Annotated in this window: 29 protein-coding genes and 1 pseudogene; 19 read left to right on the top strand and 11 right to left on the bottom strand. The window is 66.9% G+C overall.

Translation table 11 applies throughout. The annotated features are described in order from the left end of the window. The first annotated feature begins 56 nt into the window (after positions 1-56). Complete coding sequence (locus ACZ50N_RS19490) at positions 57-491, top strand: MmpS family transport accessory protein (protein WP_464473571.1); 435 nt, start codon at positions 57-59, stop codon at positions 489-491. Next, entirely contained in the window at positions 488-3,310 is a 2,823-nt protein-coding gene (locus tag ACZ50N_RS19485; RefSeq protein WP_464473570.1) for an MMPL/RND family transporter, read from the top strand. Before ACZ50N_RS19490 ends, ACZ50N_RS19485 begins: the two co-directional genes overlap by 4 nt. 103 nt (positions 3,311-3,413) lie before the next feature. Here ACZ50N_RS19485 and ACZ50N_RS19480 read toward each other — a convergent pair whose 3' ends face one another. Further along, entirely contained in the window at positions 3,414-3,605 is a 192-nt protein-coding gene (locus ACZ50N_RS19480) for a hypothetical protein (RefSeq protein ID WP_046362052.1), read from the bottom strand. 101 nt (positions 3,606-3,706) lie between these two features. Here ACZ50N_RS19480 and ACZ50N_RS19475 point away from each other — a divergent pair, with 101 nt between their 5' ends. Further along, positions 3,707-4,666 (top strand): NAD(P)/FAD-dependent oxidoreductase, encoded by a 960-nt coding sequence (locus ACZ50N_RS19475; protein ID WP_464473569.1) that lies wholly within the window; start codon positions 3,707-3,709, stop codon positions 4,664-4,666. Further along, positions 4,663-5,643 (top strand): MOSC domain-containing protein, encoded by a 981-nt coding sequence (locus ACZ50N_RS19470; RefSeq protein ID WP_464473568.1) that lies wholly within the window; start codon positions 4,663-4,665, stop codon positions 5,641-5,643. The genes ACZ50N_RS19475 and ACZ50N_RS19470 overlap by 4 nt, the downstream gene beginning before the upstream one ends. 4 nt (positions 5,644-5,647) lie before the next feature. On the opposite strand, the gene ACZ50N_RS19465 is transcribed toward ACZ50N_RS19470, so the two are convergent. After that, positions 5,648-6,580 (bottom strand): LysR family transcriptional regulator, encoded by a 933-nt coding sequence (locus tag ACZ50N_RS19465; protein WP_464473567.1) that lies wholly within the window; start codon positions 6,578-6,580, stop codon positions 5,648-5,650. Between the two features lie 103 nt (positions 6,581-6,683). On the opposite strand from ACZ50N_RS19465, the gene ACZ50N_RS19460 reads away from it, so the two are divergent. The 8 genes from ACZ50N_RS19460 to ACZ50N_RS19425 all read left to right on the top strand — a co-directional run bounded on the left by ACZ50N_RS19460 (position 6,684) and on the right by ACZ50N_RS19425 (position 13,441). Beyond that, positions 6,684-7,562 carry an alpha/beta fold hydrolase gene (locus tag ACZ50N_RS19460; protein ID WP_048423003.1) on the top strand — a complete coding sequence of 293 codons (879 nt, stop codon included), beginning with the start codon at positions 6,684-6,686 and terminating at the stop codon, positions 7,560-7,562. Beyond that, on the top strand, positions 7,559-8,224 hold the full coding sequence (locus ACZ50N_RS19455) for a cysteine hydrolase family protein (protein WP_464473566.1): 666 nt from the start codon (positions 7,559-7,561) through the stop codon (positions 8,222-8,224). The genes ACZ50N_RS19460 and ACZ50N_RS19455 overlap by 4 nt, the downstream gene beginning before the upstream one ends. Further along, positions 8,221-8,682 carry a nuclear transport factor 2 family protein gene (locus tag ACZ50N_RS19450; RefSeq protein WP_046362049.1) on the top strand — a complete coding sequence of 154 codons (462 nt, stop codon included), beginning with the start codon at positions 8,221-8,223 and terminating at the stop codon, positions 8,680-8,682. Before ACZ50N_RS19455 ends, ACZ50N_RS19450 begins: the two co-directional genes overlap by 4 nt. Further along, positions 8,679-9,305: a pyridoxamine 5'-phosphate oxidase family protein gene (locus tag ACZ50N_RS19445; protein WP_048422911.1), complete on the top strand. Its 627-nt coding sequence runs from the start codon at positions 8,679-8,681 to the stop codon at positions 9,303-9,305. Before ACZ50N_RS19450 ends, ACZ50N_RS19445 begins: the two co-directional genes overlap by 4 nt. Before the next feature lie 161 nt (positions 9,306-9,466). Further along, a complete protein-coding gene (locus ACZ50N_RS19440; protein ID WP_464475684.1) occupies positions 9,467-10,885 on the top strand; it encodes an amino acid ABC transporter substrate-binding protein/permease in 1,419 nt (472 codons plus the stop codon). Beyond that, positions 10,882-11,652: an amino acid ABC transporter ATP-binding protein gene (locus tag ACZ50N_RS19435; protein WP_048422912.1), complete on the top strand. Its 771-nt coding sequence runs from the start codon at positions 10,882-10,884 to the stop codon at positions 11,650-11,652. Before ACZ50N_RS19440 ends, ACZ50N_RS19435 begins: the two co-directional genes overlap by 4 nt. Before the next feature lie 61 nt (positions 11,653-11,713). Beyond that, positions 11,714-12,136 (top strand): nitroreductase family deazaflavin-dependent oxidoreductase, encoded by a 423-nt coding sequence (locus tag ACZ50N_RS19430; RefSeq protein ID WP_046362046.1) that lies wholly within the window; start codon positions 11,714-11,716, stop codon positions 12,134-12,136. 6 nt (positions 12,137-12,142) lie between these two features. Beyond that, positions 12,143-13,441: a H(+)/Cl(-) exchange transporter ClcA gene (locus ACZ50N_RS19425; protein WP_464470247.1), complete on the top strand. Its 1,299-nt coding sequence runs from the start codon at positions 12,143-12,145 to the stop codon at positions 13,439-13,441. A gap of 4 nt (positions 13,442-13,445) precedes the next feature. Here ACZ50N_RS19425 and ACZ50N_RS19420 read toward each other — a convergent pair whose 3' ends face one another. Further along, a complete protein-coding gene (locus ACZ50N_RS19420) occupies positions 13,446-13,589 on the bottom strand; it encodes a hypothetical protein (RefSeq protein WP_162231998.1) in 144 nt (47 codons plus the stop codon). A 164-nt stretch (positions 13,590-13,753) separates the two neighbouring features. On the opposite strand from ACZ50N_RS19420, the pseudogene ACZ50N_RS19415 reads away from it, so the two are divergent. Beyond that, positions 13,754-13,918: pseudogene (locus ACZ50N_RS19415) on the top strand (GNAT family N-acetyltransferase); the annotation flags it as partial. A gap of 307 nt (positions 13,919-14,225) precedes the next feature. Next, the gene (locus ACZ50N_RS19410) at positions 14,226-14,954 is read left to right on the top strand and encodes a TMEM165/GDT1 family protein (RefSeq protein ID WP_464470248.1); all 729 of its coding nucleotides are present in this window, start codon (positions 14,226-14,228) and stop codon (positions 14,952-14,954) included. A 2-nt stretch (positions 14,955-14,956) separates the two neighbouring features. Here the strand turns inward: ACZ50N_RS19410 and ACZ50N_RS19405 are convergent, their stop codons facing one another. From ACZ50N_RS19405 to ACZ50N_RS19385, 5 genes are all read right to left on the bottom strand, one after another. Then, positions 14,957-15,205, bottom strand: coding sequence for a hypothetical protein (locus ACZ50N_RS19405; protein ID WP_236728334.1), 249 nt, complete (start codon positions 15,203-15,205; stop codon positions 14,957-14,959). A gap of 98 nt (positions 15,206-15,303) precedes the next feature. Continuing rightward, entirely contained in the window at positions 15,304-15,615 is a 312-nt protein-coding gene (locus ACZ50N_RS19400) for a hypothetical protein (protein ID WP_236694198.1), read from the bottom strand. A gap of 149 nt (positions 15,616-15,764) precedes the next feature. Then, the gene (locus ACZ50N_RS19395) at positions 15,765-16,091 is read right to left on the bottom strand and encodes a hypothetical protein (RefSeq protein WP_236694201.1); all 327 of its coding nucleotides are present in this window, start codon (positions 16,089-16,091) and stop codon (positions 15,765-15,767) included. 119 nt (positions 16,092-16,210) lie between these two features. Then, positions 16,211-17,194 (bottom strand): cobalamin B12-binding domain-containing protein, encoded by a 984-nt coding sequence (locus tag ACZ50N_RS19390; RefSeq protein ID WP_464473565.1) that lies wholly within the window; start codon positions 17,192-17,194, stop codon positions 16,211-16,213. 62 nt (positions 17,195-17,256) lie between these two features. Continuing rightward, on the bottom strand, positions 17,257-18,408 hold the full coding sequence (locus ACZ50N_RS19385) for a PP2C family protein-serine/threonine phosphatase (RefSeq protein WP_082164060.1): 1,152 nt from the start codon (positions 18,406-18,408) through the stop codon (positions 17,257-17,259). Positions 18,409-18,718: 310 nt separating this feature from the next. Between ACZ50N_RS19385 and ACZ50N_RS19380 the strand changes: the two genes are divergently transcribed. The 4 genes from ACZ50N_RS19380 to ACZ50N_RS19365 all read left to right on the top strand — a co-directional run bounded on the left by ACZ50N_RS19380 (position 18,719) and on the right by ACZ50N_RS19365 (position 21,281). Beyond that, positions 18,719-19,057: an STAS domain-containing protein gene (locus ACZ50N_RS19380; protein ID WP_048422918.1), complete on the top strand. Its 339-nt coding sequence runs from the start codon at positions 18,719-18,721 to the stop codon at positions 19,055-19,057. Between the two features lie 109 nt (positions 19,058-19,166). Next, positions 19,167-19,403 carry a microaggregate-binding protein 1 gene (gene mbp1 / locus ACZ50N_RS19375; protein WP_046362038.1) on the top strand — a complete coding sequence of 79 codons (237 nt, stop codon included), beginning with the start codon at positions 19,167-19,169 and terminating at the stop codon, positions 19,401-19,403. 139 nt (positions 19,404-19,542) lie between these two features. Then, positions 19,543-19,839: an STAS domain-containing protein gene (locus tag ACZ50N_RS19370; protein ID WP_236728335.1), complete on the top strand. Its 297-nt coding sequence runs from the start codon at positions 19,543-19,545 to the stop codon at positions 19,837-19,839. Positions 19,840-20,210: 371 nt separating this feature from the next. After that, the gene (locus tag ACZ50N_RS19365) at positions 20,211-21,281 is read left to right on the top strand and encodes an MmpL3/TtfA transport complex stabilizer (protein WP_464473564.1); all 1,071 of its coding nucleotides are present in this window, start codon (positions 20,211-20,213) and stop codon (positions 21,279-21,281) included. A gap of 6 nt (positions 21,282-21,287) precedes the next feature. On the opposite strand, the gene ACZ50N_RS19360 is transcribed toward ACZ50N_RS19365, so the two are convergent. After that, the gene (locus ACZ50N_RS19360; protein ID WP_048422921.1) at positions 21,288-21,980 is read right to left on the bottom strand and encodes a response regulator; all 693 of its coding nucleotides are present in this window, start codon (positions 21,978-21,980) and stop codon (positions 21,288-21,290) included. Continuing rightward, positions 21,977-23,539, bottom strand: a complete 1,563-nt coding sequence (locus ACZ50N_RS19355; protein ID WP_464473563.1) for a sensor histidine kinase — start codon at positions 23,537-23,539, stop codon at positions 21,977-21,979. Before ACZ50N_RS19355 ends, ACZ50N_RS19360 begins: the two co-directional genes overlap by 4 nt. A gap of 106 nt (positions 23,540-23,645) precedes the next feature. Here ACZ50N_RS19355 and ACZ50N_RS19350 point away from each other — a divergent pair, with 106 nt between their 5' ends. Then, positions 23,646-25,028 (top strand): cation:dicarboxylate symporter family transporter, encoded by a 1,383-nt coding sequence (locus tag ACZ50N_RS19350; RefSeq protein WP_048422923.1) that lies wholly within the window; start codon positions 23,646-23,648, stop codon positions 25,026-25,028. Positions 25,029-25,163: 135 nt separating this feature from the next. On the opposite strand, the gene ACZ50N_RS19345 is transcribed toward ACZ50N_RS19350, so the two are convergent. Beyond that, entirely contained in the window at positions 25,164-26,351 is a 1,188-nt protein-coding gene (locus ACZ50N_RS19345; protein WP_464473562.1) for a lipid-transfer protein, read from the bottom strand. Positions 26,352-26,425 lie beyond the last annotated feature (74 nt).

Below are 26,425 nucleotides of genomic sequence, written 5' to 3'. Positions count from 1 at the left end.
CATCTATGTTTGCTTGGCCGACACACATGGTGTCGCGTGGCGCACAAGGGGCATGCATGGTCGGGGTCTTGAAGCGGGCGTGGATACCGCTCGTCATCGTGGCGGTCGTCGCTGTCGGGGCGACCGTGGTGTACCGGATGCACGGGTTCTTCGGCTCGAACAACGAGACGACCAGGCCCGGTGCAGGTTTGGCCCAGGACGCAGAACCGTTCAACCCGAAGGTCGTCACCTACGAGATCACCGGCGACTCCGGCGCCTTCGCGACCATCAACTACCTCGATCTGGACGCCAATCCGCATCGCGTCGACGATGCACCGCTGCCGTGGTCGCTCACCTTGGAGACCACCAAGCCGTCAGCGGCCGCCACGATCATCGCCCAGGGCGATGGTGCGTCGATCAGCTGCACGATCTCGGTGGACAACGAAGTGCGCGACCATCAGACCTACGACGGTGTGAACGCGCAGACCTCCTGCCTGGTGAAGTCCCTGTGAGCGCGCCTCAGACCGGCCACGCCCGGATTCCCCGTTTCCTCCGACTCTTCTGCGTTCCCGTCCTGCTGGGCTGGCTGGCGCTGACCGCCCTCCTCAACGTCGTCGTACCCCAGCTGGAAGCGGTCGGGGCCGCCAACTCCACCTCGCTGACGCCCAATGACGCGCCGTCACTGCAGGCCACCCAGCTGGTGGGAAAGTTGTTCGGGGAGTACACCTCCAACAGCTCCGCGATGATCGTGCTGGAAAGCGACACGCCGCTCGGTGCCGACGCGCACAAGTACTACGACGGTCTGATCGCCGCTCTGCGTGACGACACCACGCACATCCAGCACATCCAGGACCTGTGGGGTGATCCACTCACGTCGTCCGGCTCGCAGTCGGCCGACAATCTGTCGGCCTACGTCCAGCTCTACCTCGCCGGAAACCAGGGCGAGACGCTCGCCAACGAGTCGGTGGAGGCGGTGCGCGACATCGTCGCGGAGAACCCGCCGCCGCCGGGGCTGCGTGTCTACGTCACCGGCGCCGGACCTCTGCTCTCCGATCAGCAGCACGCCGGCGACAAGAGCCTGCAACTGGTGACCGCGCTGACGTTCGCCGTGATCCTCACCATGCTTCTGATCGTCTACCGCTCCATCGTCACCGTGCTGCTGGTGCTGGTGACGGTGGTGCTAGAACTCGCGGTCGCGCGCGGCGTCGTGGCGTTCCTGGGGTATCACCACATCATCGAGTTGTCGACGTTCGCGGTGAACCTGTTGACGCTGTTGGCCATTGCCGCAGCCACCGACTACGCCATCTTCCTGGTCGGCCGCTATCACGAGGCGCGCAGCGCCGGCGACGACCGTGAGAACGCGTTCTACGTCATGTATCACGGCACCGGACACGTGATCCTGGGTTCCGGCCTGACGATCGCCGGTGCGACGCTGTGCCTGCACTTCACCCGGCTGCCGTATTTCCAGACCCTCGGAATCCCCTTGGCCATCGGCATGTTCGTGGTGACGGTGGCCGCGTTGACCCTCGCGCCGGCGATCATCACCGTCGCCTCGCGGTTCGGTCTGCTCGACCCCAAGCGGAGCCAGCGGACCCGCGGATGGCGCCGCATCGGCACCGCAGTCGTTCGGTGGCCCGGCCCGATCCTGGTCGCCTCACTCGCCGTGACATTGGTCGGACTGCTCGCGCTGCCGTCGTACACCACCAGCTACGACGACAAGAAGTACCTGCCGTCGAGTGTCGAGGCCAACGTGGGCTATCAGGTTGCGGCCAAACACTTTCCGCAGGCTCGTTTGAATCCCGAGGTGCTGATGCTGGTGGCCGACCACGATCTGCGAAATCCGACCGACATGCTGATCGTCGACAGGGTGGCCAAAGAGGTCTTCCACTTGCCGGGCATCGCTCGGGTGCAGACCATCACGCGTCCGCTCGGGACGCCGATCGAGGGTTCCTCGATTCCCTACATCGTCGGCCAGCAGGGTGTGAACCAGAAACTGACGCAGTCCTACGGGGAGGCCCGCACGGCTGATCTGCTGCGGCAGGCCGCCGACATCAACAAGCAGATCGATGTGCTGCGTCAGCAGTTGGAGCTGCAGAAGCAGAGCGCCAACGCACAGCAGGAGCAGTCCGACGTCTTGAAGCAGACGGTCGCGGTCACCAACGACCTGCGGGACAAGATCGCCAACTTCGACGACTTCTTCCGGCCGATTCGGAATTACTTCTACTGGGAACCGCACTGCTACGACATCCCCGTGTGCTACTCGCTGCGCTCGCTGTTCGACGCGCTGGATGGCATCGATGAGCTCTCCGGACTGCTCGCCGAGACCACCGTCAGCCTCGACAAGATCAATGCCTTGCAGCCCAAACTGCTTGCGTTGATCCCGCCGCAGATCGCGAGCCAGGAGCGCAACCGCGATCAGATCATGACGAACTACGCGACGCAGAAGGATCAGCAGGATCTGCAGGACCGGCAGCAATCGGATCCCGCTGCGATCGGCCGGGCCTTCAACCAGTCCAAGATCGACGACTCCTTCTATCTGCCGCCCGAGGTCTTCGACAACCCCGACTTCAAACGCGGTCTCAAGCAGTTCGTCTCGCCCGACGGCAAGGCAGTTCGCTTCATCATTTCCCACCAGGGTGATCCCGCGACGCCAGAGGGCATTTCGCATATCGACCAGATCAAGAACGCGGCATTCGAGGCGATCAAGGGAACCCCGCTGGAGACCTCGAAGATCTACCTCGGCGGGACCGCGGCGACCTACAAAGACATGCGCGACGGTTCCAACTACGACCTGATCATCGCCGCGATCTCCGCGATCTGCCTGATCTTCATCATCATGCTCATCATCACGCGGTCGGCGATCGCTGCGCTGGTCATCGTCGGCACCGTGGTGCTCTCGCTGGCCGCGTCGTTCGGCTTGGCGGTCCTGCTATGGCAGCACATCATCGGGCTCGAGCTGCACTGGCTGGTGCTGGCGATGTCGGTGATCATCCTGCTGGCGGTGGGATCGGACTACAACCTGCTGCTGGTCTCGCGGTTCAAGGAGGAACGCGACGCCGGCCTGAACACCGGGATCATCCGCGCCATCGCGGGCAGCGGCAGCGTCGTGACCTCGGCCGGTCTGGTGTTCGCGTTCACGATGATGTCGTTCGCGATCAGCGATCTGAAGGTGATGGCTCAGGTGGGCACCACGATCGGGCTCGGCCTGATGGTGGACACCCTGATCATCCGGTCGTTCATGACCCCGTCGATCGCCGCGTTGATGGGTCGGTGGTTCTGGTGGCCGCAAAACGTCCGTCCTAGGCCGGCCCGCTCGGTGACCTCACGCTGATCGGTCGAGATGGGTTATCCGAAAAACCCGAACTACTCAGGTGCTTGCGTACCGATCGCCAGCTACCCGTCACCGTCATCGGTGACAAAATCGGCTGCGATTCCTAGGCGTTCGGGTCGACCGTGACGTGACCATCAGGGCTGACGTGCACTGTCCCGTCCTCGTGAGCCCCGGGTAGATCGGGCATCTCGTGGCGACCGCCGGCCGACCGGCGACGCGCCGACCACACCGCGCCGCCGACCGCGGACGCCGCCGCTGCTGCGATCGGCCACACCAGTCGAGACCTGTTGCCCATGCGTCCCGGTATGCCCAGAGGGCGCCGTCGGAAAACCGGTGCGCGAAGGTGCGTAGTGAGCTACTCGAGTCACGGGGGCGCCGCCGGGCTACCGTGACCACATGACCGACATGCCGCTGCCGCGCGTCGCCGTGATCGGAGCGGGGCTCTCCGGCGCGGCCTGTGCGCAGGCACTGCGTGACCGCGGCATCGCGGTGGACATCGTCGAGCGGGGCCGCGGCCCCGGCGGCCGGATGGCGTCGCCGACCGTGCAGGGGCGCCGTGTCGACCTGGGGGCGGCGTACTTCACCGTCAAGGAACCGGCGTTTCAGGCCGTCGTCGACGAGTGGGTGCGACGAGGACTCGCCCGCCCCTGGACCGACACCTTCGATGTGCTCGCACCCGACAGCCGTGACAGCACCTCCGGACCCGTCCGATTCGCCGCGGACCGAGGTCTGCGCTCCCTGGTCGACGACCTGCTGCCCGAACCGGTCCGCTATGCGACTCCGATCGAGACCATCGACGACCTGACCCACGACGCCGTCGTTCTCGCGATGCCCGATCCGCAGGCGGCACGGCTCGTCGCCGCACCGGGCAGTGAGTGGGTGAGCTACGACCCCGTGATCGCGGTCGCGGCCGGCTGGTCGCAGCGCCGATGGCCGATCGAGCACGCCGCCTTCGTCAACGACGACCCGGACCTGTCGTTTCTCGCCGACGACGGATCACGCCGCGGCGACGGCGCCGCTGTCCTCGTCGCGCACAGCACCGCGGACCTGGCGCGCCGGCACCTCGAGGACCCCGGGAAAGCCGTCGCACCCGTCGTTGCGGCCATGCGCCGACTTCTCGACATCGCCGGCGAACCGGACTGGACCCATGTGCACCGGTGGACCTTCGCCAAGCCCTCCGGTACCCATGGCGACGCCGAGTTCAGCCTCGACGCCACCGCGAGACCGCTGGGGCTGTGCGGAGACTCCTGGTGCCCGTCGGGCGCGCCGCGTGTCGAAGCGGCGTGGCTGTCCGGGCAGCGCCTCGGTGCCGCACTGGCGGATCACCTCACGAAGGGAATGACACAACGGCCATGAAAATCACTGAGCTCTGGCGCTTTCCGGTGAAGTCGATGGGCGGCACTCGCGTCGATGAACTGCGTATCGACGAGCGCGGTGTGCACGCCGACCGGCTGTGGGCAGTCCGCGACGTGGAGAAGGGGGTCACGGCCTCGGCGCGCAGAATCCCGGTGCTGCTGCAGTGCTCGGCGCGCTACGTCGACGAACCCGGCCCCGATGCCGGACCCGGCAAGGTGCCCGCCGTGGTGATCACGCTGCCGGACGGGCGGGAGATCACCAGCGACGACCCGACGGTGCACACCGCCCTCAGTGAGCTTGTCGGCCGGGAGGTGCGGCTCACCGCGCTCCCGTCGGTGAACGACACCAGCGCCCACCGGATGTCGTTGCAGACCTCGCTGGGCAACTTCGCGACAGATCAGGTCCGCCAGGATTTCGGGCTCGGTGCCACCGACGAGCTGCCGGACACCTCGGTGTTCACCACCCGCCAGATGGTCACTCTGGCACGGTATTCCACTCCGCCGGGAACGTTCGTCGACCTCAGCCCGGTGCACGTGCTCAGCACGACCAGCTTGCGCAGCCTCTCGGCCGATGCGACACCGTATGACGTGCGGCGCTTCCGGCCCAACGTGCTCGTCGACGTCGAGAGCCCCGACCCGTTCCCTGAATCCGCCTGGGTCGGTGGTGAAGTGCATTTGGGCACCGTTGTGCTCTCGGTGACCAATCCGACGATCCGCTGCGTGGTCGGCACCAGGCCGCAACCGGGCCTGGAGAAGGACCTGTCGGTGACTCGCCAACTGGCCGAAAAGACGAACCGATTCCTCGGAATCTACTGCGACGTCGCCACCGCGGGCACCGTGCGCATCGGCGACGAGGCAACCGTCTATCTGCCCACGCCGCCGAACGTGGTCGAACGGACGGCCGCCGCGGTCGGCAAGTCGGCCAGCCGGGGCCTGCAGAAACTCGTCGAAGCCACGGTGCTGCGCTTCGCCAAGTGAGGGATCACCGGCCCGGATGTCGGAGGTGGTCGGGTTGGCTCACCCAGCCCGGCGGCACGTCGACCGACAACGCGAGATGGACGAACCTGCCGACCGCGGCGGTCGTCGCGCGGATCGGGCACCACTGCAGCGTGTAGGGAATGAACCGTGGGGGATCCAGCGGGATGAGGACCACCCCGGGTGCCGCGCCCGCCACGGCGGCGGTGGTCAGCGTCCAGCCCACCTCGGGCTGTTCTGCCCAGCGGTGCGCCGACAGGTCGATCTCCACCAATTCTGCTGTGGGCGGCACGATTCCAACATCATCGAGGATCTGCTGCACGGCCAGCGACCACGCGGGGAACAGCGCCTCGCTGTGCACGCCCAGCGTCTCGCCCGACAGCTGCGCGAGGTCGAGTGTCGGACTGTCGGCCAGACGGTGACCCTGCCGCAGGCCCACCACCGCGGGCTCGGCGCAGAACACCTCGCTCAGGATGCCAGGCGGGTTGGTGACCGGACCGCACGTGATGGCGACGTCGAGTGCGCCCTCGCCGATCGCCTGTTGCAGATCGGGCAGCCACATCCGGCGCACGGACAGCTCGACCTCGGGTGCGGCCCGCCGAAGGGCCTGCGCAAGGTGCGGCGCCAACAGTGGTGCCGCGGGCGGAGTGATTCCCAGCCGGACCGTGCCGGTGTCCCCATCGGCCAGCCGGCGCACCGCCGCCGCTGCCCCCTCGACGTCGTCGAGAATGCTGACCGCGCGGCCGAACAATTCGACGCCTGCCTGCGTGAGGGCGACCCGGCGCGTCGTCCTGGTCAACAGCGGCGCGCCGACTTCCCGCTCGAGGCGGCGGATCAATTCGCTCAGCGTGGGCTGAGCGATGTGCAGTTTCTCGGCGGCGCGTCCGAAATGCAGCTCGCGCGCCACCGCGACGAACGCCTCCAGCTGGCGCAACTCCACCCGACGATCGTAAAGCCCGCGACGCGATTGATCAGCCTGCCCGATGAATGCGATCCCGGATCGGCCCTTGTTCGCCGTCTCCGACCCCGGGCACGCTGAGTGGGTGTCCGATACCACCACGCGCCACCGCACCGCGACCATCGACGGGCTCGACGTCTTCTATCGGGAGGCCGGCGACCCGAGCCGCCCGACTCTGCTACTGCTGCACGGGTTCCCGTCCAGCTCCCACATGTTCCGCAATCTGATCGCCGCGCTGGCCGACGAATACCACCTCGTCGCACCCGATCACATCGGCTTCGGTCAGTCGGCGATGCCATCGGTGAACCAGTTCACCTACAGCTTCGACCGGCTCGCCGAGATCACCGAGGGACTGATCGAGCATCTGGGCCTCGAGCGGTTCGCGATCTACATCCACGACTACGGCGCACCGATCGGGCTGCGCATCGCCCACGCCCGACCGGACCGCATCACCGCGATCATCAGCCAGAGCGGCAATGCCTACCTCGAGGGCTTCACCCCGTTCTGGGATCGCCTCTTCGCGCACGCGAAAGATCGCGCCGCGAACGAGGATTCGGTGCGGGAGTACTTCACCGCCGAGACCACCCGGTGGCAGTACACCCACGGGGTGCCCGCCGATCGACTCGACCGCATCGCCCCGGAGACCTGGCAACTCGACCAGGCCGGGCTGGACCGCAAGGGCAACGACGCGATCCAGTTGCAGCTGTTCTGGGACTACCAGTTCAACCTCGACGGCTACCCGGGGTTCCAGGAGTACTTCCGCACTCATCAGCCGCCGCTGCTGGTCACGTGGGGGCGCAACGATCAGATCTTCGGCGCCGCGGGCGCCGAGGCGTTCCAGCGCGACCTGCCCGACGGTGAGTACCACCTGCTCGACACCGGCCACTTCGCGCTGGAAACCCACGGCGACGAGATCGCCGGCTACATCAGAGACTTTCTCGGTCGAAAGGTGAGGCAGCCGTGAACTACCCGCCGGACAGCACCGCGGTGGTCGTGATCGACCCGCAGAACGACGTGCTCAGTCCGACGGGCAAGAACTGGGAAGTGTTGCGCGACAGCGTCACCGAGAACCGGACTGTCGAGCATCTGGTCACGCTGCTCACCGCCGCACACGATGGCGGATACGGCGTGTTCGTCTCGCCGCACTACTTCTATCCCACCGACCACCGGTGGCTGTTCAACGGACCCCTGGAAACCGACGAATTGCGCACCGACACCTTCGCCCGGCGCGGGCCGCTGACCCTGGACGGGTTCACCGGCTCGGGAGCGGACTGGTTGGCCGAACTCGCCCCGCTGATCGACCACCCGAACACCGTCGTGGCCAGCCCGCACAAGGTCTGGGGGCCACAGACCAACGATCTGGTCCTGCAACTGCGCAAGCGCCGGATCAGCACGGTGGTGCTGTGCGGCATGCTGGCCAACATCTGCGTGGAATCACACCTACGCGACCTGCTCGAGCAGGGCTTCGAGGTCGTCGTCGTCACCGACGCCACCGCAGGTCCGCGCCATCCGGTGTTCGGCGACGGTTACCAGGCAGCACTGATCAACTACGAGTTCCTCGCCCACGAGGTCGCGACGACGAACGACGTGGTCACCGCGATGACCCAGGAAGGCGCACGACGATGACGGAATCACGACCACCATTTCCCCCGTTCGACCTGACCACTGCTCTGCAGAAAGTCCAAGCCGCCGAGGACGCATGGAACACGTGCGATCCGCACCGGGTCAGCCTCGCCTACACCGAAGACAGTGTGTGGCGCAATCGCGACCAGTTCGTCACCGGGCGGGCGCAGATCGTGGACTTCCTCACCGCCAAATGGGAGCGCGAACGCGACTACGCCCTGCGCAAGAGTCTCTGGGGATTCCGGCAGAACCGGATCGGTGTGCGGTTCCAGTACGAGTGCCGCGACGCCTCCGGTCAATGGTGGCGCAGCTACGGCAACGAACTGTGGGAATTCGACGAACACGGCCTGATGCGCCGGCGCGAGGCGAGCATCAACGACGTCGCGATCGACGAGTCGGAGCGCCGCTACTTCGGCCCGCGCCCCGAGGCCGAACACGGCCACGAGATCCCGCTGCAGTGAGCAGACACTACGCATCGATCGCGTTCACCCCGGCCGTGCGGTCGGTGCAGGACGAGCACGGGAGCGCCACGTTCTACGGACGCAAGGCGGACGCGGGCGCGGCGGCGCCGGGGCCTGACCGGCTCACCGACGACGAGCGGGATTACCTGGCCGAGCGAGACCACTTCTACCTCGCGTCGGTGGGGGAGACGGGGTGGCCGTATGTGCAGTTCCGGGGCGGACCGCCCGGTTTCGTGAAAGTTCTCGACGACCATTCCATCGGGTGGGCCGATTTCCGCGGCAACCTGCAGTACATCAGCACCGGCAACATGGGCGGCGAGCAGCGCGTCGCGCTGATCTTCCTCGATTACGCACACACGAGGCGCCTCAAGGTCTTCGGACGCGCCCGGATCGTGACCGCGCCGCAAGACCCCGAGCTCGTCGCATCGATGACCGATCCCACCTACGACGCAAGGGTCGAACGCGCCGTCGTCGTCGATGTCGCCGCCTACGACTGGAATTGCCCGCAGCACATCACCCCCCGCTACACGCTGGCCGAACTCGAGGGTGCGCTGGAGCCGATGCGCCGCAGACTCGCGGCGCTGGAGGCCGAGAACGCCGAGCTGCGAGCGGGGCGAACCTGACCGTGTCGGCCCGATAATCAGCTCCCGCGCCCTTCGGTGGGGCTAGCGTGTTCGCGAGATCATCACCGACAGGGAGGTCCAGCATGCGAGCCGGTTGGTCGGGACCCACGGTCCCGCGCAGAGTCCCGTGCAGAGCGCGAGGGTGGGGCAGGGTCGTCTCACTGCTCGGAGTACTGCTCGTGCTCGGCGTCGGTTCGGCGCTGACAGTTCCGCAGGCACTCCCGCAGGCCCAGGCGCAGGGGCAGACCTACACGGTCGCCACCGACACCACGTTCGCGCCGTTCGAGTTCCAGGACAAACAGGGCAATTTCGTCGGCATCGACATGGACCTGATCCGGGCGATCGCCAAGGATCAGGGCTTCACCGTCGACATCAAACCGCTCGGATTCGACGCCGCGCTGCAGGCCGTGCAGGCGAACCAGGTCGACGGCGTCATCGCCGGCATGTCGATCACCGACGAACGCCGCAAGGTGTTCGACTTCTCCGACCCCTACTTCGAGTCCGGCATCCAGATGGCCGTGCTCAAGTCCAACGACACCATCAAGTCCTACGAAGACCTCAAAGGCAAGCGGGTGGCCGTCAAGAACGGCACCCAGGGCTCGGATTTCGCGAACTCCATCAAGGATAAGTACGGCTTCCAGGTGGTCTCGTTCGCCGACTCGTCGTCGATGTTCGACGAGGTGCGCACCGGGAACTCCGACGCCGTCTTCGAGGACTACCCGGTGCTGCTGTACGGCATCGCGCAGGGCAACGGCTTCAAGACGGTCACCCCGAAGGAAGACCCGACCGGTTACGGCTTCGCCGTCAACAAGGGGGCGAATGCCGAGCTGCTCACCAAGTTCAACGCAGGCCTGAAGAACCTCAAGGCCTCGGGCGAATACGACAAGATCATCAGTGCCTACCTCGGTGAAGAGGCCACCACCGACGACAATTCGATCCTCGGCCTGATCAAGAGCACCTTCCCGCTGCTGCTCGAAGGCCTCAAGATGACCATCATCCTGACGGTCGTCTCGATCTTCTTCGCGCTGATCCTCGGCATCATCTTCGGGCTGTTCCGCGTCTCGCGGGCCGTCTGGCTGCGCGCGATCGGCACCACGTTCGTCGACATCTTCCGTGGCACCCCGCTGCTGGTGCAGGCGTTCTTCATCTACTTCGGCATCCCGTCAGCGCTGGGCTTCCAGATGTCGGCGCTCACCGCGGGCATCATCACGCTGTCCCTGAACGCGGGCGCCTACATGACCGAAATCGTCCGCGGCGGAATCCAATCCGTGGACAAGGGGCAGATGGAGGCGGCGCGAAGCCTCGGTATCGGCTACCTGCCGACCATGCGCAAAGTGATCCTGCCGCAGGCCATCCGCACGATGATCCCGTCCTACATCAACCAGTTCGTCATCACGCTGAAGGACACCTCCATCCTGTCGGTGATCGGCATCGCCGAACTCACCCAGACGGGCCGCATCATCATCGCCGGCAACTACCAGTCGTTCAACATGTGGTTGATCATCGGCATCATCTACTTCATCGTCATCATGGCGCTGACCAAACTCTCGGACCGACTCGAGAAGAGGCTCGTGAAATGAACCAACTGGCACCCGAAAGCGCGACGGAATCCACGGGCGCGGTGAAGATCCGCATCGACAACCTGAAGAAGTCGTTCGGTGATCTGGTGGTCCTCGACGGCATCACGACCACGGTCAAAGAGGGCGAAGTCGTCTGCGTCATCGGCCCGTCGGGCTCGGGCAAGTCGACGTTCCTGCGCTGCCTGAACAAGCTCGAGGACATCACCGACGGCACCGTGGTCATCGACGAATTCGACCTGACCGACAAGAAGATCGACCTCGACAAAGTGCGCCAGCGCATCGGCATGGTGTTCCAGCACTTCAACCTGTTCCCGCACATGACGGTGCTGGACAACGTCACGCTGGCGCCGCTGCTGACCAAGAAGATGGACAAAGCGGCCGCCGAGAAGCGGGCGATGGAGCTGCTCGGGCAGGTCGGCCTGGCCGAGAAGGCGCAGGTCAAACCCGCGACGCTCTCAGGTGGGCAGAAGCAGCGCGTCGCCATCGCCCGCGCGCTGGCCATGAGCCCGTCGATCATGCTCTTCGACGAAGCCACCAGTGCGCTCGATCCGGAGATGGTCGGCGACGTGCTCGAGGTGCTGCGGACGCTGGCCGCCGAGGGGATGACCATGGTCGTCGTCACCCACGAGATGGGCTTCGCGCGGGAGGTGGCCTCACGGGTGATCTTCATGGCCGACGGCAACATCGTCGAGGACGACACCCCCGCCCAGGTGTTCGACCATCCCAAACACCCACGGCTGCAGGATTTCCTGTCCAAAGTGCTCTGAGTGCCATGACATCTTCGTCGGTCACCGGAATATCGTCACGTCGGTGGTGTTGACTGGTGGCATGACTGAGCAACCGCAGCTGAGCCCCACCGACTGGGTTCGCGACCAGACCAAGCAGATCCTCGAGCAGGGCACCACCGAGGGCGTCCACATCATGGACCGGCCCGTCGTGCTGTTCACGACCGTCGGTGCGAAGTCCGGCCAGAAGCGCTATGTGCCGCTGATGCGCGTGGAGGAGAACGGTAAGTACGCGATGGTCGCGTCCAAGGGCGGAGACCCCCAGCACCCGTCGTGGTACCACAACGTCAAGGCCAACCCGGCGGTGACGGTGCAGGACGGCACCGAGGTGCAGGAGATGACGGCGCGCGAGATCTCCGGAGACGAGCGGGAGCACTGGTGGGCACTGGCCGTCGAGGCCTACCCGCCCTATGCGGAGTACCAGACCAAGACCGACCGGCAGATCCCCGTCTTCGTCGTCGAGTAGCCGCTGGTGACCGCGCGGGGATCGTTCGTCCTCGCGGTGACCGCGACGCTTGCCGGCGTCGTCATCGGCCTCATCGGCGGCGCCTTCCGCTGGTGCCTGCAGCACGCCGAAACGCTGCGGCTCGGTCTGGTCGAGTGGGCGCACCGCCTGCCCGGTCCGGGGTGGCTGATCCCGGTCGCCGCGGCTGCGCTGGGGGCGTGGCTGGCCGCGTTGATCGTGCGGCGGCAGCCGCTGGCCGCCGGTAGCGGCATCCAGCACGTCGAGGCGGTGTATCACGGTCACGCACGTCCACCGCTGATCGGACTACTGTTCGCGAAGTTCGTCGGCGGGGTGCTGTCCATCGGTTCGGGACTGGTGCTGGGCAGGGAGGGCCCGACTGTTCATATGGGTGCTGCGGTGGGCGCCCAAGCCGGTAGACATGCCCGCCTGAGTGACGCCGACGTCCGTCTGATGCAGACCGCGGTCGGCGGCGCCGGGCTGGCTGTCGCCTTCAACGCACCGATCGCCGGCGTGCTGTTCGCCGTCGAAGAGGTCAGCAAGTCCTTCCGCATGCAGCTGGTGCTGGCCACCACGCTGGCCTCCGCGACCGCGGTCGGGTGCACGCGGCTGATCCTCGGCAACCACCCCGACTTCGCGGTCGAGCCGTTGGCCGCTCCGGCGCTGGGCTGGCTGCCCCTGTTCTTGATCTTCGGGCTGCTCACCGGACTTCTCGGGGCCGCCTACAACGTGACGGTGCTGTGGTTCCTCGACCACGTCGCCACTGTCGTACGCATCCCGACAACGGTGAAGGCCCCCCTCATCGGCGCGGTGATCGGGCTGGCCGCGGTGCTGCTTCCGCTGTCGGTCGGCGACGGGCAGACCATCACGCAACTCGTTCTCAGCGGCCACACCCTGGCCCTGACCGCGATCGTGGGCTACCTCGCCGTGCGGTTCATCGCCGGTCCGCTGAGCTATTCGGCTGCGCTGCCCGGTGGGCTCTTCGCCCCGCTACTGGCCATCGGAGCGCTGTGGGGAGTCGGCTTCGTCACGATCGTCGACGCCATCTGGCCGCACGACCTCAGCGGGCTGGCCATTCCGATGGCGATCGTCGGGATGGCGTCCTTCTTCTCCGCCACGGTGCGCGCGCCCGTCACCGGGATGGTGATCGTCATCGAGATGACGGCGACCACCTCGGTCACGGTGCCGATGCTGGCCGCGACCGCCGCTGCGGTGATCGCCGCGCAGCTCACCGGATCGGCGCCGATCTACGACAGCCTGCGCGACCGGATGGTGCCCGAACGCGGACCTTCGGACTCGGCTGACTAGTCGGTCAGTTCTCGTCGGGGATCTGATGGCGCGTCTGCCATCCTCCGGGTGCGTCTGCGTCGTCGTCCTGATGGTCGAGCTTGTCCTGCAACTCGCGTTGTTCCTCGGTGGCCTGGGTTGCGTCCTCGGGTGTACTGGAATCGGTCACGATCCAATGTTCTCTTTTCACCCCGCCGCCAAACACCACACACTGGCGGAACGTTGTTCTGCGGTATCGGGCCCGGCCCGGCGCATCGAACGCGCCGAAGTCGATCTCATCGGAGCGGCGACTCGGTGAGACAGTGGCGGGCGGCGCGAGCATGCGCATCGCCGGCGGCGCTGCTGGCGCACCGTCTGGGTGCCGCGTCCGGCGCTGGATGCGACATCGCGGTGGTGACCACGGCGCCTGGCTCTGTGTCGCAGAAGGGCATGCAGCGCTGGGGTTTTCATCTCTTGTTCACGCGAGCGATCCTGGTGCACGACGCTGGCGGGTACTAGAGGCGTCACTTGTGGATGCGGGTACCCGAACAATTGCAGTCGATCACTCAAACTTACTGTGCGACAGCTCCTTTCGGAGCCACTGAGTTGCGTGGGGTCGAGCCCGAGGGTAGCCTTACCGTCAGCGAAGGGGAGTAGCCCCCAATCGGATGGTCGACATACTGGCGCAACGCGTGCGTTCTCGCCCGGTCATCCGAACCGGACCACGTGGACCGGTGGGCGAGACCTTCGGCCGTGCATCGTATTTCGGTTGCCGGCCGGAGGCGTGACCCGATCCGGCTGACAGCCACGACCAGAGGAGCCGTCAGTGATCGCCGCCCTGCTGCTGAGTTTCGCCGTGATCTTCGTGGCCGAGCTCGGCGACAAGAGCCAGTTGATGGCGATGATGTTCGCCCTGCGCTACCGGTGGTGGGTGGTGCTGTCGGCGATTCTCGCGGCCACCACCGCCGTGCACATTCTCTCGGTCGCCATCGGGCACTACCTGGGCGCCGCGCTTCCCACCCACCTGCTGGGTCTGATCGCGGGCGTGATGTTCATCGTCTTCGGCCTGTGGACGCTGCGCGGCGACTCACTCACCGATCAGGAGGCGTCCCGGGCCCAGCGTGCCACCGCGCCCGCGTTCTTCGTGGTCACCTCGGCCTTCATGCTCGCCGAACTCGGTGACAAGACCATGCTCGCCACCATCACGTTGGCTGCCGACAACAACTGGCTGGGTGTGTGGATCGGCTCCACGATCGGCATGGTCGCCGCCGACGCGCTGGCCATCCTGGTAGGAGCGGTCGCGGGCAAGCACCTGCCGGAGCGGCTCATCCAGGTGGTCGCCGCAGCGCTGTTCGGTGTGTTCGGCATCTTCATGGTGATCGACAACATGCTTCCGAGCCTCGCCGGCCCGGTCGGTGTCGCGATCGCAGTCGGTGTCATCGCCGCGATCGGACTCGTCCTGCGGTCCCTGCCGGAGCGCATGCGGCCGTCGGTCCTGCGGCCCGCGGCGCAGCTGCCCGCAGACGAACAGCCCGTGCAGCCCAGCCGCGGCTGACGTCAGATCGGCGCCACCGACCGGATCGAGATCTGGTCGGTGGCGCACATCCGGCACATCAGAGGGCGAACCTTCAACCGCACGTTGGCAATTCGCAGAGCACGGCGGCACATCGGATAGGGGCATCCGCACGACAGCGTGACCCACCACTGCGCCGGGTGCGCCAGCGGGCCGCAGAAGCGTCGGCACGTGCACAGGATGTCGGGTTCGAAATCCAGCTCCGCCAGCGACGGTTCCAGCAAGGTGGTCACGGCCACCAAGGCTAAAGTCCGGGTCGAGGGTTGTGCGGGAGGCGCGCGCGAGCGGTGCGGCCGATGTCCTCGAGGGTGCACCGCCCGCGCGCCACACGCTAGAGCCGAATCCAGCGGCCCAGGAACCAGAATCCCCAGCCGTCGCCGTTACCGGCGGGCATCGGCTGGACATGCTGGCCCTGGTACTGGAAGGGCTGGTGATCCTGGCGGCCCTGGTCGATGCCGCGGCGCTGCCAGTCACCGTTCGGCTGTGGTGCCGGCTGGCAGGCCGGCGCACCCGGCGCGCCGCACGGGCCGCCGGGTTCCGCAGCCGCGATGCCTGCAACCCCCGAGGCGAGGCCAGTGAAGAGCAAGGCCCCAGCAACAGCCGAGGTGCCCAGGGTGCGGGTGAGGTTCATACGTCGCTCCATTCGTCGAGTCGTGCGTGGCGGATGACCACACGAGCGACGACGCTAGGGCCGCGGCGTGGGTGGGCTCTTTGCGCAGCCTAGGTGCGCGCTTTGGATCCGGTCACGAATCGGACACCGAACGGCCACAAGATGTTTGGGCCGCTTCGGTGTCATCGCGAGCAGTTCAGCGTGACCGTCACCTTGGGCTTGGGGAACGTGGTGAACACGTTGATGTCGTCCTCGTTGATCGGGATGATCTGCGCCGGACGCGAGAAGGTGTTCACATTCGTGACAATGCATTCGTCCAACGGCGCGCTGCCGATGCGATTCACCCGGACATCAGCGCCCGAGGCCTTGAGCTGGTTGATGGTCGCCACGGCGTTGCCGCCCGCAGTGGCGTCCGAGGTGGGCGCAGCCTGCGACGGGACCGCCAGCGCCATCATCGCTCCCGAAGCGAGCACGCCTGCGGTCACGGTTGTGCGGATGGTCGCGGTCATCATGAAACCCCCAGTGGTGTCGGCTCGGCGGTGGCGAGCGTGTCAACCGGTGACACGGTGCCCACGGCCGAACGGTTCAACGCCCGAAGGAAGCGCGACCATTCCACGCCGCCGCGCCGTCAGCGGTCGTCGGCGAAGTGGGTGTCGAGGATGGCGCGCGATAGGGGGTAATTGCGCAGTGCCGCCGATGCCGTGCCGGCGAGTTCGTCGACGACGGACGCGGCGAGTCCCCGCGTGGTGACCACGTCGGCGATCCACGCCACCGTCTCGGGAATCGGCCTGCTGTCACCTGTCAGCAGGACCGCCGAAACCGCATGCAGCAGTTGGTTGAGCGCGTCGATTGCCATGGCCCTGTCCGTGGCATCCAGGCGCCCGCCGGCGGTCACCGACCAGGATGCGGCGAGCTCGTCGACGATCGCGCGGTGGTCGTGTTCGAGGTCGGCCTGCTCGGCCGCGGCCCGGGGCGGCAACGGCGAGACCGGCGGAACCACCGGAGGCAGGCTCGCGACAGCAGTCAGCGCCCCGTGCGCGTCGGCCGCCCACGCGGTCGCACCCAGCGCCTTGGCGCGCACGTCGTCAGAGCCGAACGCCGGACCACCCACCACGATCGGTGTCCCCGCGGCGGTGCTGGCCTCGATGAACCGCCTCGTGGCGGGCAGGGAGCCCAGCACCGAACAGCTGACGGCCACCGCCTCGGGCCCGTAGTCCTGCAGATACTGGTTCAGCCGCACCGGCGAGGTGGCCGCACCCATCAGGATGCTGTCCCACCCGTCGCTGCGCAGCGTGCAGTCGATGATCATCGCGGGCAACGCGTGCCATTCCCGCTCCGCACAGGCCAACAGAACTCGACCGCGCGTCGGCGCGACGGAACGCACATGCCGGCTCACCGCCTTGGTCGCGGCCACCGCCATCGCGGTCGCAGCGTGCTCTTCGGCGATGGTCCACTCGCCCCGCTGCCACCGCTCCCCGTTGTCGCGCTGCACCGCGGCGATGACGTCGGTCAACACGGTCACCGGATCGAGACCGTCAGCCAGCAGGCGGTCGATCAACGACTGCACGGCGCCGGCGTCACGTGCGGCGACCGCGTCTCGATACCGCAGCATCCGATCGTGTTGATCGTCGTCGCTTGACGACGACGGAGGAGGAGTCGAGCCATCGGACCCGGTCAGCGCGGACACGTCACCGCCAGCAGCGCGATGTCGTCGTGGGGTCGGCCGTCGACGTACTCGACAACCTGCTGTTCCACCGCCTCGCACACCACGTCGGGCGATGCGCCTGCGTAGGCGGGCAGCAGACCGATCAACCGATCGACGCCGAACAGGCCCTGCGCGCCGTGCGCCTCGTCGACGCCGTCGGTGAACATCAGCATCGTGTCGCCGCGGTTCAGACGCAGCGTGATGGTGCGGTACTCGACGTCAGGAATCATCCCGCACGCGGTGCCGAACACCTCGAGTTGCTCCACGAGCCCGTCGCTGCGGATGACCAGGGGCGCCTGATGGCCAGCGGTGGCCAGGTCGACGTCGATATGGGAGCCCGTCTCGGCGATGTGTAACCCGACACACAGCACGGTGACGAACTGCTCGGGCCGCGTCTCGTACAGCACGCTGTTCAGCGCACGCAGCAGCATCGCCGGCCGGCGGTCGAAATAGGCGGCCATGCGGACGCTCTGCCGGGTACGCCCAGTGAGAGCAGCTGCTTCCACGCCTTTGCCGCTGACGTCGCCGAGCGTGATCAGCCAGTCCCGGTCGGAGCCGAGCACGTCGTAGAAGTCGCCGCCGATGTCGATGTGTTCTGCCGCGGGACGGTAGCGCGCCGCCAGATGCAAGTGCTCGATCTCGGGCAGCGACGGTGGCCGCAGCGCTCTGCTGAGGACGGTCGCGATCTGCGTGCGCTCCTCGTAGAGGCGCGCGGAATCGAGCGCGATGGCGGCACGGGCGGCGAGATGACCGGCGAACGTGGTGTCGTCCGCGTCGAACGCTCCGCGGCGAGCGAGCAGCAGCGCGCCCAAGGTGGCGCCGCGCGCGTTGAGCCCGACGACCAGAAGATCCGTCAACCCCAGCGCTGCGACCTCGGCGCGCAAGGCAGGGTGCGGGAGCAGCCCGGCGAGAGACGGATCGGCGATGTCCGAGGTGGCATCGGTGTTTCCGGTGCGCAGCACCCGGTCCAGACGGCTGCCGGCGATCGAGGTCTGCGAGATCGTCGCGGTGAATCCCACCGACTCGCCGCCCTGGAGGAGAAGCCCGCCGCTGCGCGCGTCCGGCATCGCCAGCATGGCCCAATCCGCGAGCTCGGGTTTGAGCAGCGTCAGGAGCCGCATAGCGGTGCGTCTGGGGTGCAACGAGCCCGCGAGGCCGAGTTCGACCTCTTCAGCCAGTTGTGTGCGCGTGCGGACGGAGCACCTCCGATTTCAGCCGTGTTCCCGCGAGATGTGCCAACCTCAGGCGTGCTCCACGGTAGTCGCCGCCGGCGGGCATGCACGCAGGTCGGCCGATCCGGTCCACGCGCCCGCACAGGCACTCCGATAGCCTGTAGCCGGTTGTCGGCTCCGGCAACGCGTCGAGCAGGTTCAGACTGCAGCCTCGTGACATCAGCGCCCCCGCAGGGCGAAGAGAGATGAGGCATTGCGCGTGCAGCAATTCAGCGAACACCAGGTCGACGGCGTTGTCGTGATCGCGGCGTCCGGTGCTGTCGACATGCTGTCCGCTCCCGAGCTCCAGAACGTGATGAGTGCCGCGGCCGAGAGTCATCCCGCGGGCCTGATCCTGGACATGACCGAGGTGGATTTCCTCGGCACGGCCGGCATGGAAGTGCTGATGACAACCCGCAAGCAGCTCGGCGAGAACACCCGTTTCGCGGTGGTGGCCGACGGTCCCGCCACCAGCAGGCCGATGACGATCATGGGATTGGCCGACTACATCGAACTGTTCTCGTCATTGGATGTCGCGCTCAGCGCCTTCACTGGTTGAATGTTTGACATCCCCGGGGACCAGGGAACAGACGCATCGCTGAGCGGCCGGGCCGCTCCCCGGAGCGGAACGATCCGTCCGGGCACAACACTGAAGAGGGAGCGCTCCCGTGGGTGACAACAATTCTGGTCCCGAAGAAGCCGTCAAGGGTGTCGTCGAAGGCATCAAGGGCAAGGCCAAAGAGGTCGCCGGCGTCGTGACCGGCCGTGACGATCTGCAGGAGGAAGGCGAAGCCCAGCAGGACAAGGCCGACGCTCAGCGCGAAGCAGCCCAGAAAGAGGCCGAAGCCGAGAAGGCGCGCGCCGAAGCCAAGGCTAACGAGGCCCGTCAGAAGGCTGCGGAGTAACAGCCCATGCCGCAGTGATGTCCGTGCCATGACCGTCACGTCCATTCGTAGCAGGTCATCAGACTGCCGAAGCTTCTCTGTGGCTTCGACAGACCTGACTGTTGCGACTCGGACGCGCGGTCGTGGCCGGGCGAAGGAAGTGACGGTCGCGGTCGCCGGTGAGGTGGACGCGGCCAATGCCAAGCATTTCGCGCATGCGATCCGAGAAGCCGCCGGTGTGTGCCGCGCAGTGGTCGTCGACCTCACCGCGGTGCCGTTCATGGCCTTCGACGGCGCGTCCGCGCTGTATGCCATCAGCGCACATTTCTCTCGCGAGGACGTCGAGTGGTGCGTCGTCGGGAGCCCGGCGGTCGCCCGCGTGTTGCAGTTGTGCGACCCCGAAGGCCTGATTCCCCGAGCCGAAGTGCCCGTCCTTCGCGGAGCCGAACCGGCCTGAGTGCCGTGGCGCTGTCCACCGCGATAATTTGCTGCCGTGTCCCGGTGTGATCTGGCACTCACTTCGCGGCAGGACTCTAAGAAACCCTGAGCGCGCCGACTTGGTCACAGTCGTTGACAGCGGTTGCGGATCGGCGATGCCGTGCTGTTCATCGGCTGTTTGCTCGTTGCCATCGCAACGTAACGAATCGATAACCAAGAAAAGTCTAAGTGTGTGTTGAGAGTTTCTCCGCGCTCCTTCGCGCATGTGACCTTTGGCACCTCTGACCTTGATTTTTGGTCGATACACTCGATCCAGAACTGCGCCCGCAAGGGTTGCTGACAGACGTAATCGGACCCGGGAGACGTCGTCCCGGGGGAGGTGAGACTGCAATGGCCAGATTTGCGATGCCCACGTGGATGCCGGTGCGCAAGCACACGGAAGTGTCCGACGAGACCCATGTGGCCGACGTGGCTACCGAGGACTCCGACGCGAGCGCTGTGCGCCGTCTGAGCATTGGCCGTGGACCGGTCGGCGACATCGCCGCCGGCCCCCGCGCGATTGCTGTCGCGAACCCGGCCGACGACACCCTCACTCTGCTCGACCCCCATACGCTCGCCGAGCGAGCCGTGCTCGGTCTCGATGGCGAGCCGACCGGTGTCGTCGTCAGTGACGACCGCGCCTACGTCAGCGTCACCTCGGCGCAGCAGGACGCGGTGGTCGTCGTCGACGTGGAAACTGCCGGCGTGATGGCAACGTTCCCCGTCGCCTCGGGGATCACCGCACTGGCGGTCGGGCCCGACGGCAAACGGCTCTACGCCGGCCGCGCGTCGGCCGACCGCGTCGAGGTGACCGTCATCGACGTCACCGCGGAGCGCGCCGGAACCATCGACATCGGAAAGGGTCCGGCGGCCAACATCGACGCGCTGGCGCTCGACCCCCGCGGCAGGCGCCTGCTGGTCGCCGTCACCGATGACCGCGGCAGCCAGCTCGTCATCGTCGACGCGGAGACCGCGCGCGTGCAGCGCGTCGTGCCCGTCGGCTCCCCGCTGCGCGATCTGGCCTGTGCCGGCGACACCGTGTACGCCCTGACCTCCGATCGCGCGATCGGTGGCGCAGTGCACGTCGTCGACCTGGCCACCGCGCGGGTGACCGGCACGATCGCCGTCGGTGGGGCGCCGACCCAGCTGTCACTGAGTCGCGACGAGGCACGTGTCTACGTCGTCGACTACGACCGTGTCCACGTCGTGGACGCGACGCGTCTCGAGGTCGTCGACGCCCTGACGGCGCCGGCCCGGCCGTCGTGTGTGGCGCACAGTGCCGACGGTGGCGAGCTGTTCCTCGCGGATTACGCCGGTGGGCTCAGCGTGCACGCCGTCGAGTCCACGATCGGCATGCTCTATTCGCAGTTCCTCGCGACCGAACCGTTCGCCCTCAGCGTGCGCCAGCCCGTCGGCGTCTGAGCCGCGTCAGCGCCACTGGTAGCGAGTTTTCGGCCGGCCCGCCTTCCCGTAATCGGTCTCACGACGCAACGTGCCCTCGTCGGCCAGGCGCTCGAGATAGCGCCACGCCGTCACCCGGGACACCCCGATCTGTTTGGCGACGGCGTCCGCGGTGACGCCCGCATCACCGGAATCGCGCACCGCGCGGGCGATCTCGTCGTTCGTGCCGGGGGCGATGCCCTTGGGTGCAGCGGTCCGGTCCGGTCCGATCCTCAGCTCGGACAGTGCCCGGTCGACTTCAGCCTGGCTGGCGGCGTCGGTGCCCGCGGGAAGTGCGTCGCGGTAGCGCGCATACCGCTCCAGTCGATCGCGGAACGCCGCAAAGGTGAACGGCTTCAGCAGATAGGCGAGAGCACCGTGACCGACCGCGGCCCGCACCATCTCGAGGTCGCGCTCCGAGGTGATCGTGATGATGTCGGGGGCGGGGCGCAGCCCCGAGAGCGCCGACGCCAGCGCGATGCCGTTCGCGTCGGGCAGCCCGATGTCGAGCAGCACCAGATCGATCGCGGCGCCGTCGGCCGCCGCCTCGGAGGCGGCCCGCATCGCATCCCGCGCCGTGTGTGCCACCGCTGCCACCGAAAACCCCTGCAGGCGACCAAGATACGCCTGATGCGCCTCGGCGATCAGCGGCTCGTCCTCGACGATCAGCACCCGGATCACAGCGCGTTCACCTCCACCGTGACCACCGACCCGTACGTCACGTCGGCGCGCAACGATCCGCCGTGCTTCTGGACGACCTGAGCCACCAGCGCCAGCCCGAGGCCGTGCTGCTCGGCGTCGCTGCCCGTCTTGGTCGAGTATCCCCGCCGCATCGCCTTGTCAAAGGTGTTGGTGTCCATACCTTCTCCGCTGTCGGCCACCCGGATCAGCAGCCGGTCATCGCTCTGATTGACCGTGACCTCGACCCACGGATCGGATTTGTCGCAGGCATCCATCGCGTTGTCGATCAGGTTGCCCAGCACCGTGACCATCTCCGAACCACTGAGCAGATGCCCGTCCCCGGCAGGCAGATACGTGTCCTCGGTGATCGTCAGCTCGATTCCCCGCTCATCGGCCTGGGCGGTCTTGCCGAGCAGCAGCGCCACCAGCGCCGGTTCCCCCACCGCGCCCGACAGACGATCGACGAGGTGCTGCGACAACTCCAACTCGGCGGTCGCGAATCGGACCGCCTCGTCGGACCGACCCATCTCGACCATCGTGACGATGGTGTGCAACGTGTTGGCCGCCTCGTGCGCCTGCGCGCGCAGCGAATCCGTCAGCACCTTCAGCGAGTTCAACTCGCCCAGCGCACCCTGCAATTCGGTGCGGTCACGGATCGTCACCACCTCCGACGAGCGCTCGGCCGAAGCCACGGGGGAGCGGTTCACCACCAGCACGCGATCGTCGGTGACATGGACCTCGTCCCGGGCACCCGGCGCGAACGACTGCAGGAACTCCGGCAGATCCGTTCGCTTCACCGAGCCCTCCGGCAAGGACAACAGCCGCCTCGCCTCGTCATTGACCAGCGCCACGCCGTCGCGGTCGAGCACGATGAGACCCTCGGACACCGAATGCAGGATCGCGTCGTGGTGGTCGTACATCACCCGCAGCTCCTCAGGCCGCAGGCCCCTGGTCTGGCGCAGCAGCCGGCGGCGGATACCCCAGACCCCGACGAGTGACACCGCGAGCGCCCCGACGCCCACCGCCGCGATCACCGGCCACTGAGATCGCCACCGTTCGGCCAGGCTCTTCTGCAAGATGCCGGCGGCAACCAGGCCGACGATGCGGCCCGACCCGTCGCGCACCGGCGCGACCGCGCGGATCGACGGACCCAACGTGCCGGTGTACGTCTCGCTGAACGTCTCACCCTGCAGCGCGGGTTCGATGGTGCCCAGGTACTTGCCGCCGATCTGAGACGGATCCGTGTGGGTGAACCGGGTGCGGTCAGGCGCCATGATCGTGATGAACGCGATGTCGGTGTGGGTGCGCACCAGCTCCGTCATCGGTTGCAGCACCTCGGTGGCGCGGCCCGATTCGATGGCCGACGCCGTCGAGGGGGCGTCGGCCAGCGAGGTGGCGATGCCGAGCACCTGATCGCGAGCCGCTGCGTCACCGTCCTGACGGGCGTCGATCAGCGCCAGGATGCTGCCCACCGCCACGATCAGCGCGATCACCAGCACCTGCAGGGCGATCGCCTGGCCGGCCAGGGACCGCGGCCACGCGGCGCGGAGCGATCGCATCGTGTACGCACCCTCCCTGAACGAAATGAACTAAAACGTGACCTGGCTCACGCGCTGGCTGACCATCCTTTCAGACCACTTCGTCACCCCAGTTCGGAGGAAGCACATGACCACCACCGTCGACCGGCCCCCCACACCGGAAGCGCCCAAGCGGCGCGACCGCACCCACTGGCTCTACATCGCCGTCATCATCGCGGTGATCGCCGGCGTCGGCGTCGGAATCGTCACCCCCGAGGTGGGCAAGAGCCTCGGCGTCCTCGGCACGATGTTCGTCGCGCTGATCAAGATGATGATCGCGCCGGTCATCTTCTGCACGATCGTGCTGGGCATCGGATCGGTGCGCAAAGCCGCCACCGTCGGCAAGGTCGGCGGGCTCGCCTTCGTGTACTTCCTGGCGATGTCGACGTTCGCGCTGGCGATCGGTCTGGTCGTCGGCAATCTTCTCCACCCCGGTGAGGGCCTGAACATCAGCTCGACCACGGCCGCCAAGGGCGCCGAACTCGCCGACAAGGCACACGAGGCCGGTGGCCTGATGGACTTCGTCCAGGGCATCATCCCCACGTCGATGTTCTCCGCGCTGACCGAGGGCAGCGTGCTGCAGGCCCTGTTCATCGCACTGCTGGTCGGATTCGCAGTCCAGGCCCTCGGCTCCACCGGTGAGCCCATCCTGCGCGGTGTCGAGCACCTGCAGAAGCTGGTGTTCAAGGTCCTGAGCATGATCCTGTGGCTGGCCCCGATCGGCGCCTTCGGCGCCATCGCCAACGTCGTCGGCCAGACCGGCTGGTCCGCAGTCGGACAGCTGCTGACGCTGATGCTGGGCTTCTACATCACCTGCGCGATCTTCGTCTTCGGCATCCTCGGCTCCCTGCTGCGGGTGGTCTCCGGCATCTCGATCTTCAAGCTGGTGCGCTACCTCGCTCGCGAGTACCTGCTCATCGTGTCGACCTCGTCGTCCGAGTCGGCGCTGCCGCGCCTGATCGCCAAGATGGAGCACCTCGGTGTGGACCGCTCGACCGTGGGCGTGGTCGTGCCCACCGGCTACTCGTTCAACCTCGACGGCACCGCGATCTACCTGACCATGGCGTCGCTGTTCATCGCCGGCGCGCTGGGTGACCCGCTGTCGATCCCCGAGCAGATCGGTCTGCTGGTGTTCATGATCGTCGCCTCCAAGGGTGCGGCCGGTGTGACGGGCGCGGGGCTGGCGACGCTGGCCGGCGGCCTGCAGGCCCACCGCCCCGACCTGCTCGACGGCGTCGGCCTGATCGTCGGGATCGACCGGTTCATGTCCGAGGCGCGGGCGCTGACCAACTTCTCGGGCAACGCGGTGGCCACTCTGCTCGTCGGGTCGTGGACCCGCACGATCGACAGGACCAAGGTCGACGACGTGCTCGCCGGGCGAGATCCGTTCGATGAGCTGACAATGGTCGACGACGGACACGGCTCACGCGTTCAGGAGCCGCAACAGGAGAAAGCCCCTGCCGCGGTGTAGGACGCGAGAGGAAAGACCCGGTCGGTGCTTCCCGGCCGGGTCTTTTCATGTCCGTTTCTTTGCGCGACCAGACGCGAACTCGAGTATTTCGCCCGACGTGTCACTCGAGTTCGCGACTGGTCGGCGGAAGAAACCTCAGCGTTCGGCGCGCTGGTAGGCCGTCACGACCGCCGCGCCACCCAGCCCGATGTTGTGCTGCAGCGCCGCCGTCACACCATCGACCTGACGCTTGTCGGCATCGCCGCGCAGCTGCCAGGTCAGCTCGCTGCACTGGGCCAGACCCGTCGCACCCAGGGGATGGCCCTTCGAGATCAGCCCGCCCGACGGATTGACCACCCAGCGTCCGCCGTAGGTGGTGTCCTCGTCGTCGATCAGCTTCGGCGCCTCGCCGGGCCCGCACAGTCCGAGGGCTTCGTAGAGCAGAAGCTCGTTGGCCGAGAAGCAGTCGTGCAGCTCGATCACCTGGAAATCCTGCGGCCCGAGGCCGGACTGGTCGTAGACCTTCTGCGCGGCCTGCACATTCATGTCGTAGCCGATGATGTTGGCCGCGCTGCCGTCGAACGTCGACGCGAAATCGGTGGTCATCGCCTGCCCGACGATCTCCACCGCCCGGCCGGCGAGGCCGTGCCGATCGACGTAGTCCTCGCTGGCGAGCACCACCGCCGCCGACCCGTCCGAGGTCGGCGAGCACTGCAGCTTGGTCAACGGATCGGAGATCATCTTCGCGGCCAGGATGTCGTCGAGGCTGTACTCGTCCTGGAACTGTGCGTACGGATTGTTCACCGAGTGCTTGTGGTTCTTGAACCCGATCTTGGCAAAATGTTCGGCGGTGCTGCCGTACTTCTGCATGTGCTCGCGGCCCGCGGCCCCGAACATCCACGGCGCCACCGGGAACTGCATTGCGTCGATGTCGTTGAGCGCGAGGATGTGTCGCTTCATCGGAGACTCCCGATCGTCGGCGCCACCGCCGAGCGAGCCAGGCTGCATCTTCTCGAAGCCCAGCGCCAGCACGCAGTCGGCCAGCCCGCCGCGGATCGACTGGGCGCCCAGGTACAGCGCCGTCGACCCTGTCGAGCAGTTGTTGTTGACGTTCACGATCGGGATACCGGTCATTCCCAGCTCGTAGAGTGCCCGCTGACCCGACGTCGAGTCGCCCGAGCAGTACCCGACGAAGCCCTGCTCGATCTCGGAGTAGTCGATGCCGGCGTCCGCGAGCGCGTTGGTGCCGGACTCCCGCGCCATGTCGGGGTAGTCCCAGCCCTCCCGTCGTCCAGGCTTCTCGAACTTGGTCATTCCCCCGCCGACCACGAACACACGCTTCATGTGTTGATCCCTTCGCCAATCGCGACCGGCCCGCCGGGCGCTGGTGTACATCTGAGTAGAACACGTTCCAGTTC

Source organism: Mycolicibacterium obuense (assembly GCF_055397605.1).
The sequence above is the reverse complement of the archived record's forward strand: the minus strand, read 5'-3'. Positions and strand labels throughout refer to the sequence as shown.

Coding starts and splice junctions, on each gene's coding strand:
- ACZ50N_RS19490 (WP_464473571.1), top strand. CDS start 57: ATGGTCGGGGTCTTGAAGCGGGCGTGGATACCGCTCGTCATCGTGGCG.
- ACZ50N_RS19480 (WP_046362052.1), bottom strand. CDS start 3,605: ATGGGCAACAGGTCTCGACTGGTGTGGCCGATCGCAGCAGCGGCGGCG.
- ACZ50N_RS19475 (WP_464473569.1), top strand. CDS start 3,707: ATGACCGACATGCCGCTGCCGCGCGTCGCCGTGATCGGAGCGGGGCTC.
- ACZ50N_RS19470 (WP_464473568.1), top strand. CDS start 4,663: ATGAAAATCACTGAGCTCTGGCGCTTTCCGGTGAAGTCGATGGGCGGC.
- ACZ50N_RS19450 (WP_046362049.1), top strand. CDS start 8,221: ATGACGGAATCACGACCACCATTTCCCCCGTTCGACCTGACCACTGCT.
- ACZ50N_RS19435 (WP_048422912.1), top strand. CDS start 10,882: ATGAACCAACTGGCACCCGAAAGCGCGACGGAATCCACGGGCGCGGTG.
- ACZ50N_RS19430 (WP_046362046.1), top strand. CDS start 11,714: ATGACTGAGCAACCGCAGCTGAGCCCCACCGACTGGGTTCGCGACCAG.
- ACZ50N_RS19400 (WP_236694198.1), bottom strand. CDS start 15,615: ATGGAGCGACGTATGAACCTCACCCGCACCCTGGGCACCTCGGCTGTT.
- ACZ50N_RS19395 (WP_236694201.1), bottom strand. CDS start 16,091: ATGACCGCGACCATCCGCACAACCGTGACCGCAGGCGTGCTCGCTTCG.
- ACZ50N_RS19390 (WP_464473565.1), bottom strand. CDS start 17,194: ATGCTGCGGTATCGAGACGCGGTCGCCGCACGTGACGCCGGCGCCGTG.
- ACZ50N_RS19385 (WP_082164060.1), bottom strand. CDS start 18,408: ATGCGGCTCCTGACGCTGCTCAAACCCGAGCTCGCGGATTGGGCCATG.
- ACZ50N_RS19365 (WP_464473564.1), top strand. CDS start 20,211: ATGGCCAGATTTGCGATGCCCACGTGGATGCCGGTGCGCAAGCACACG.
- ACZ50N_RS19355 (WP_464473563.1), bottom strand. CDS start 23,539: ATGCGATCGCTCCGCGCCGCGTGGCCGCGGTCCCTGGCCGGCCAGGCG.
- ACZ50N_RS19350 (WP_048422923.1), top strand. CDS start 23,646: ATGACCACCACCGTCGACCGGCCCCCCACACCGGAAGCGCCCAAGCGG.
- ACZ50N_RS19345 (WP_464473562.1), bottom strand. CDS start 26,351: ATGAAGCGTGTGTTCGTGGTCGGCGGGGGAATGACCAAGTTCGAGAAG.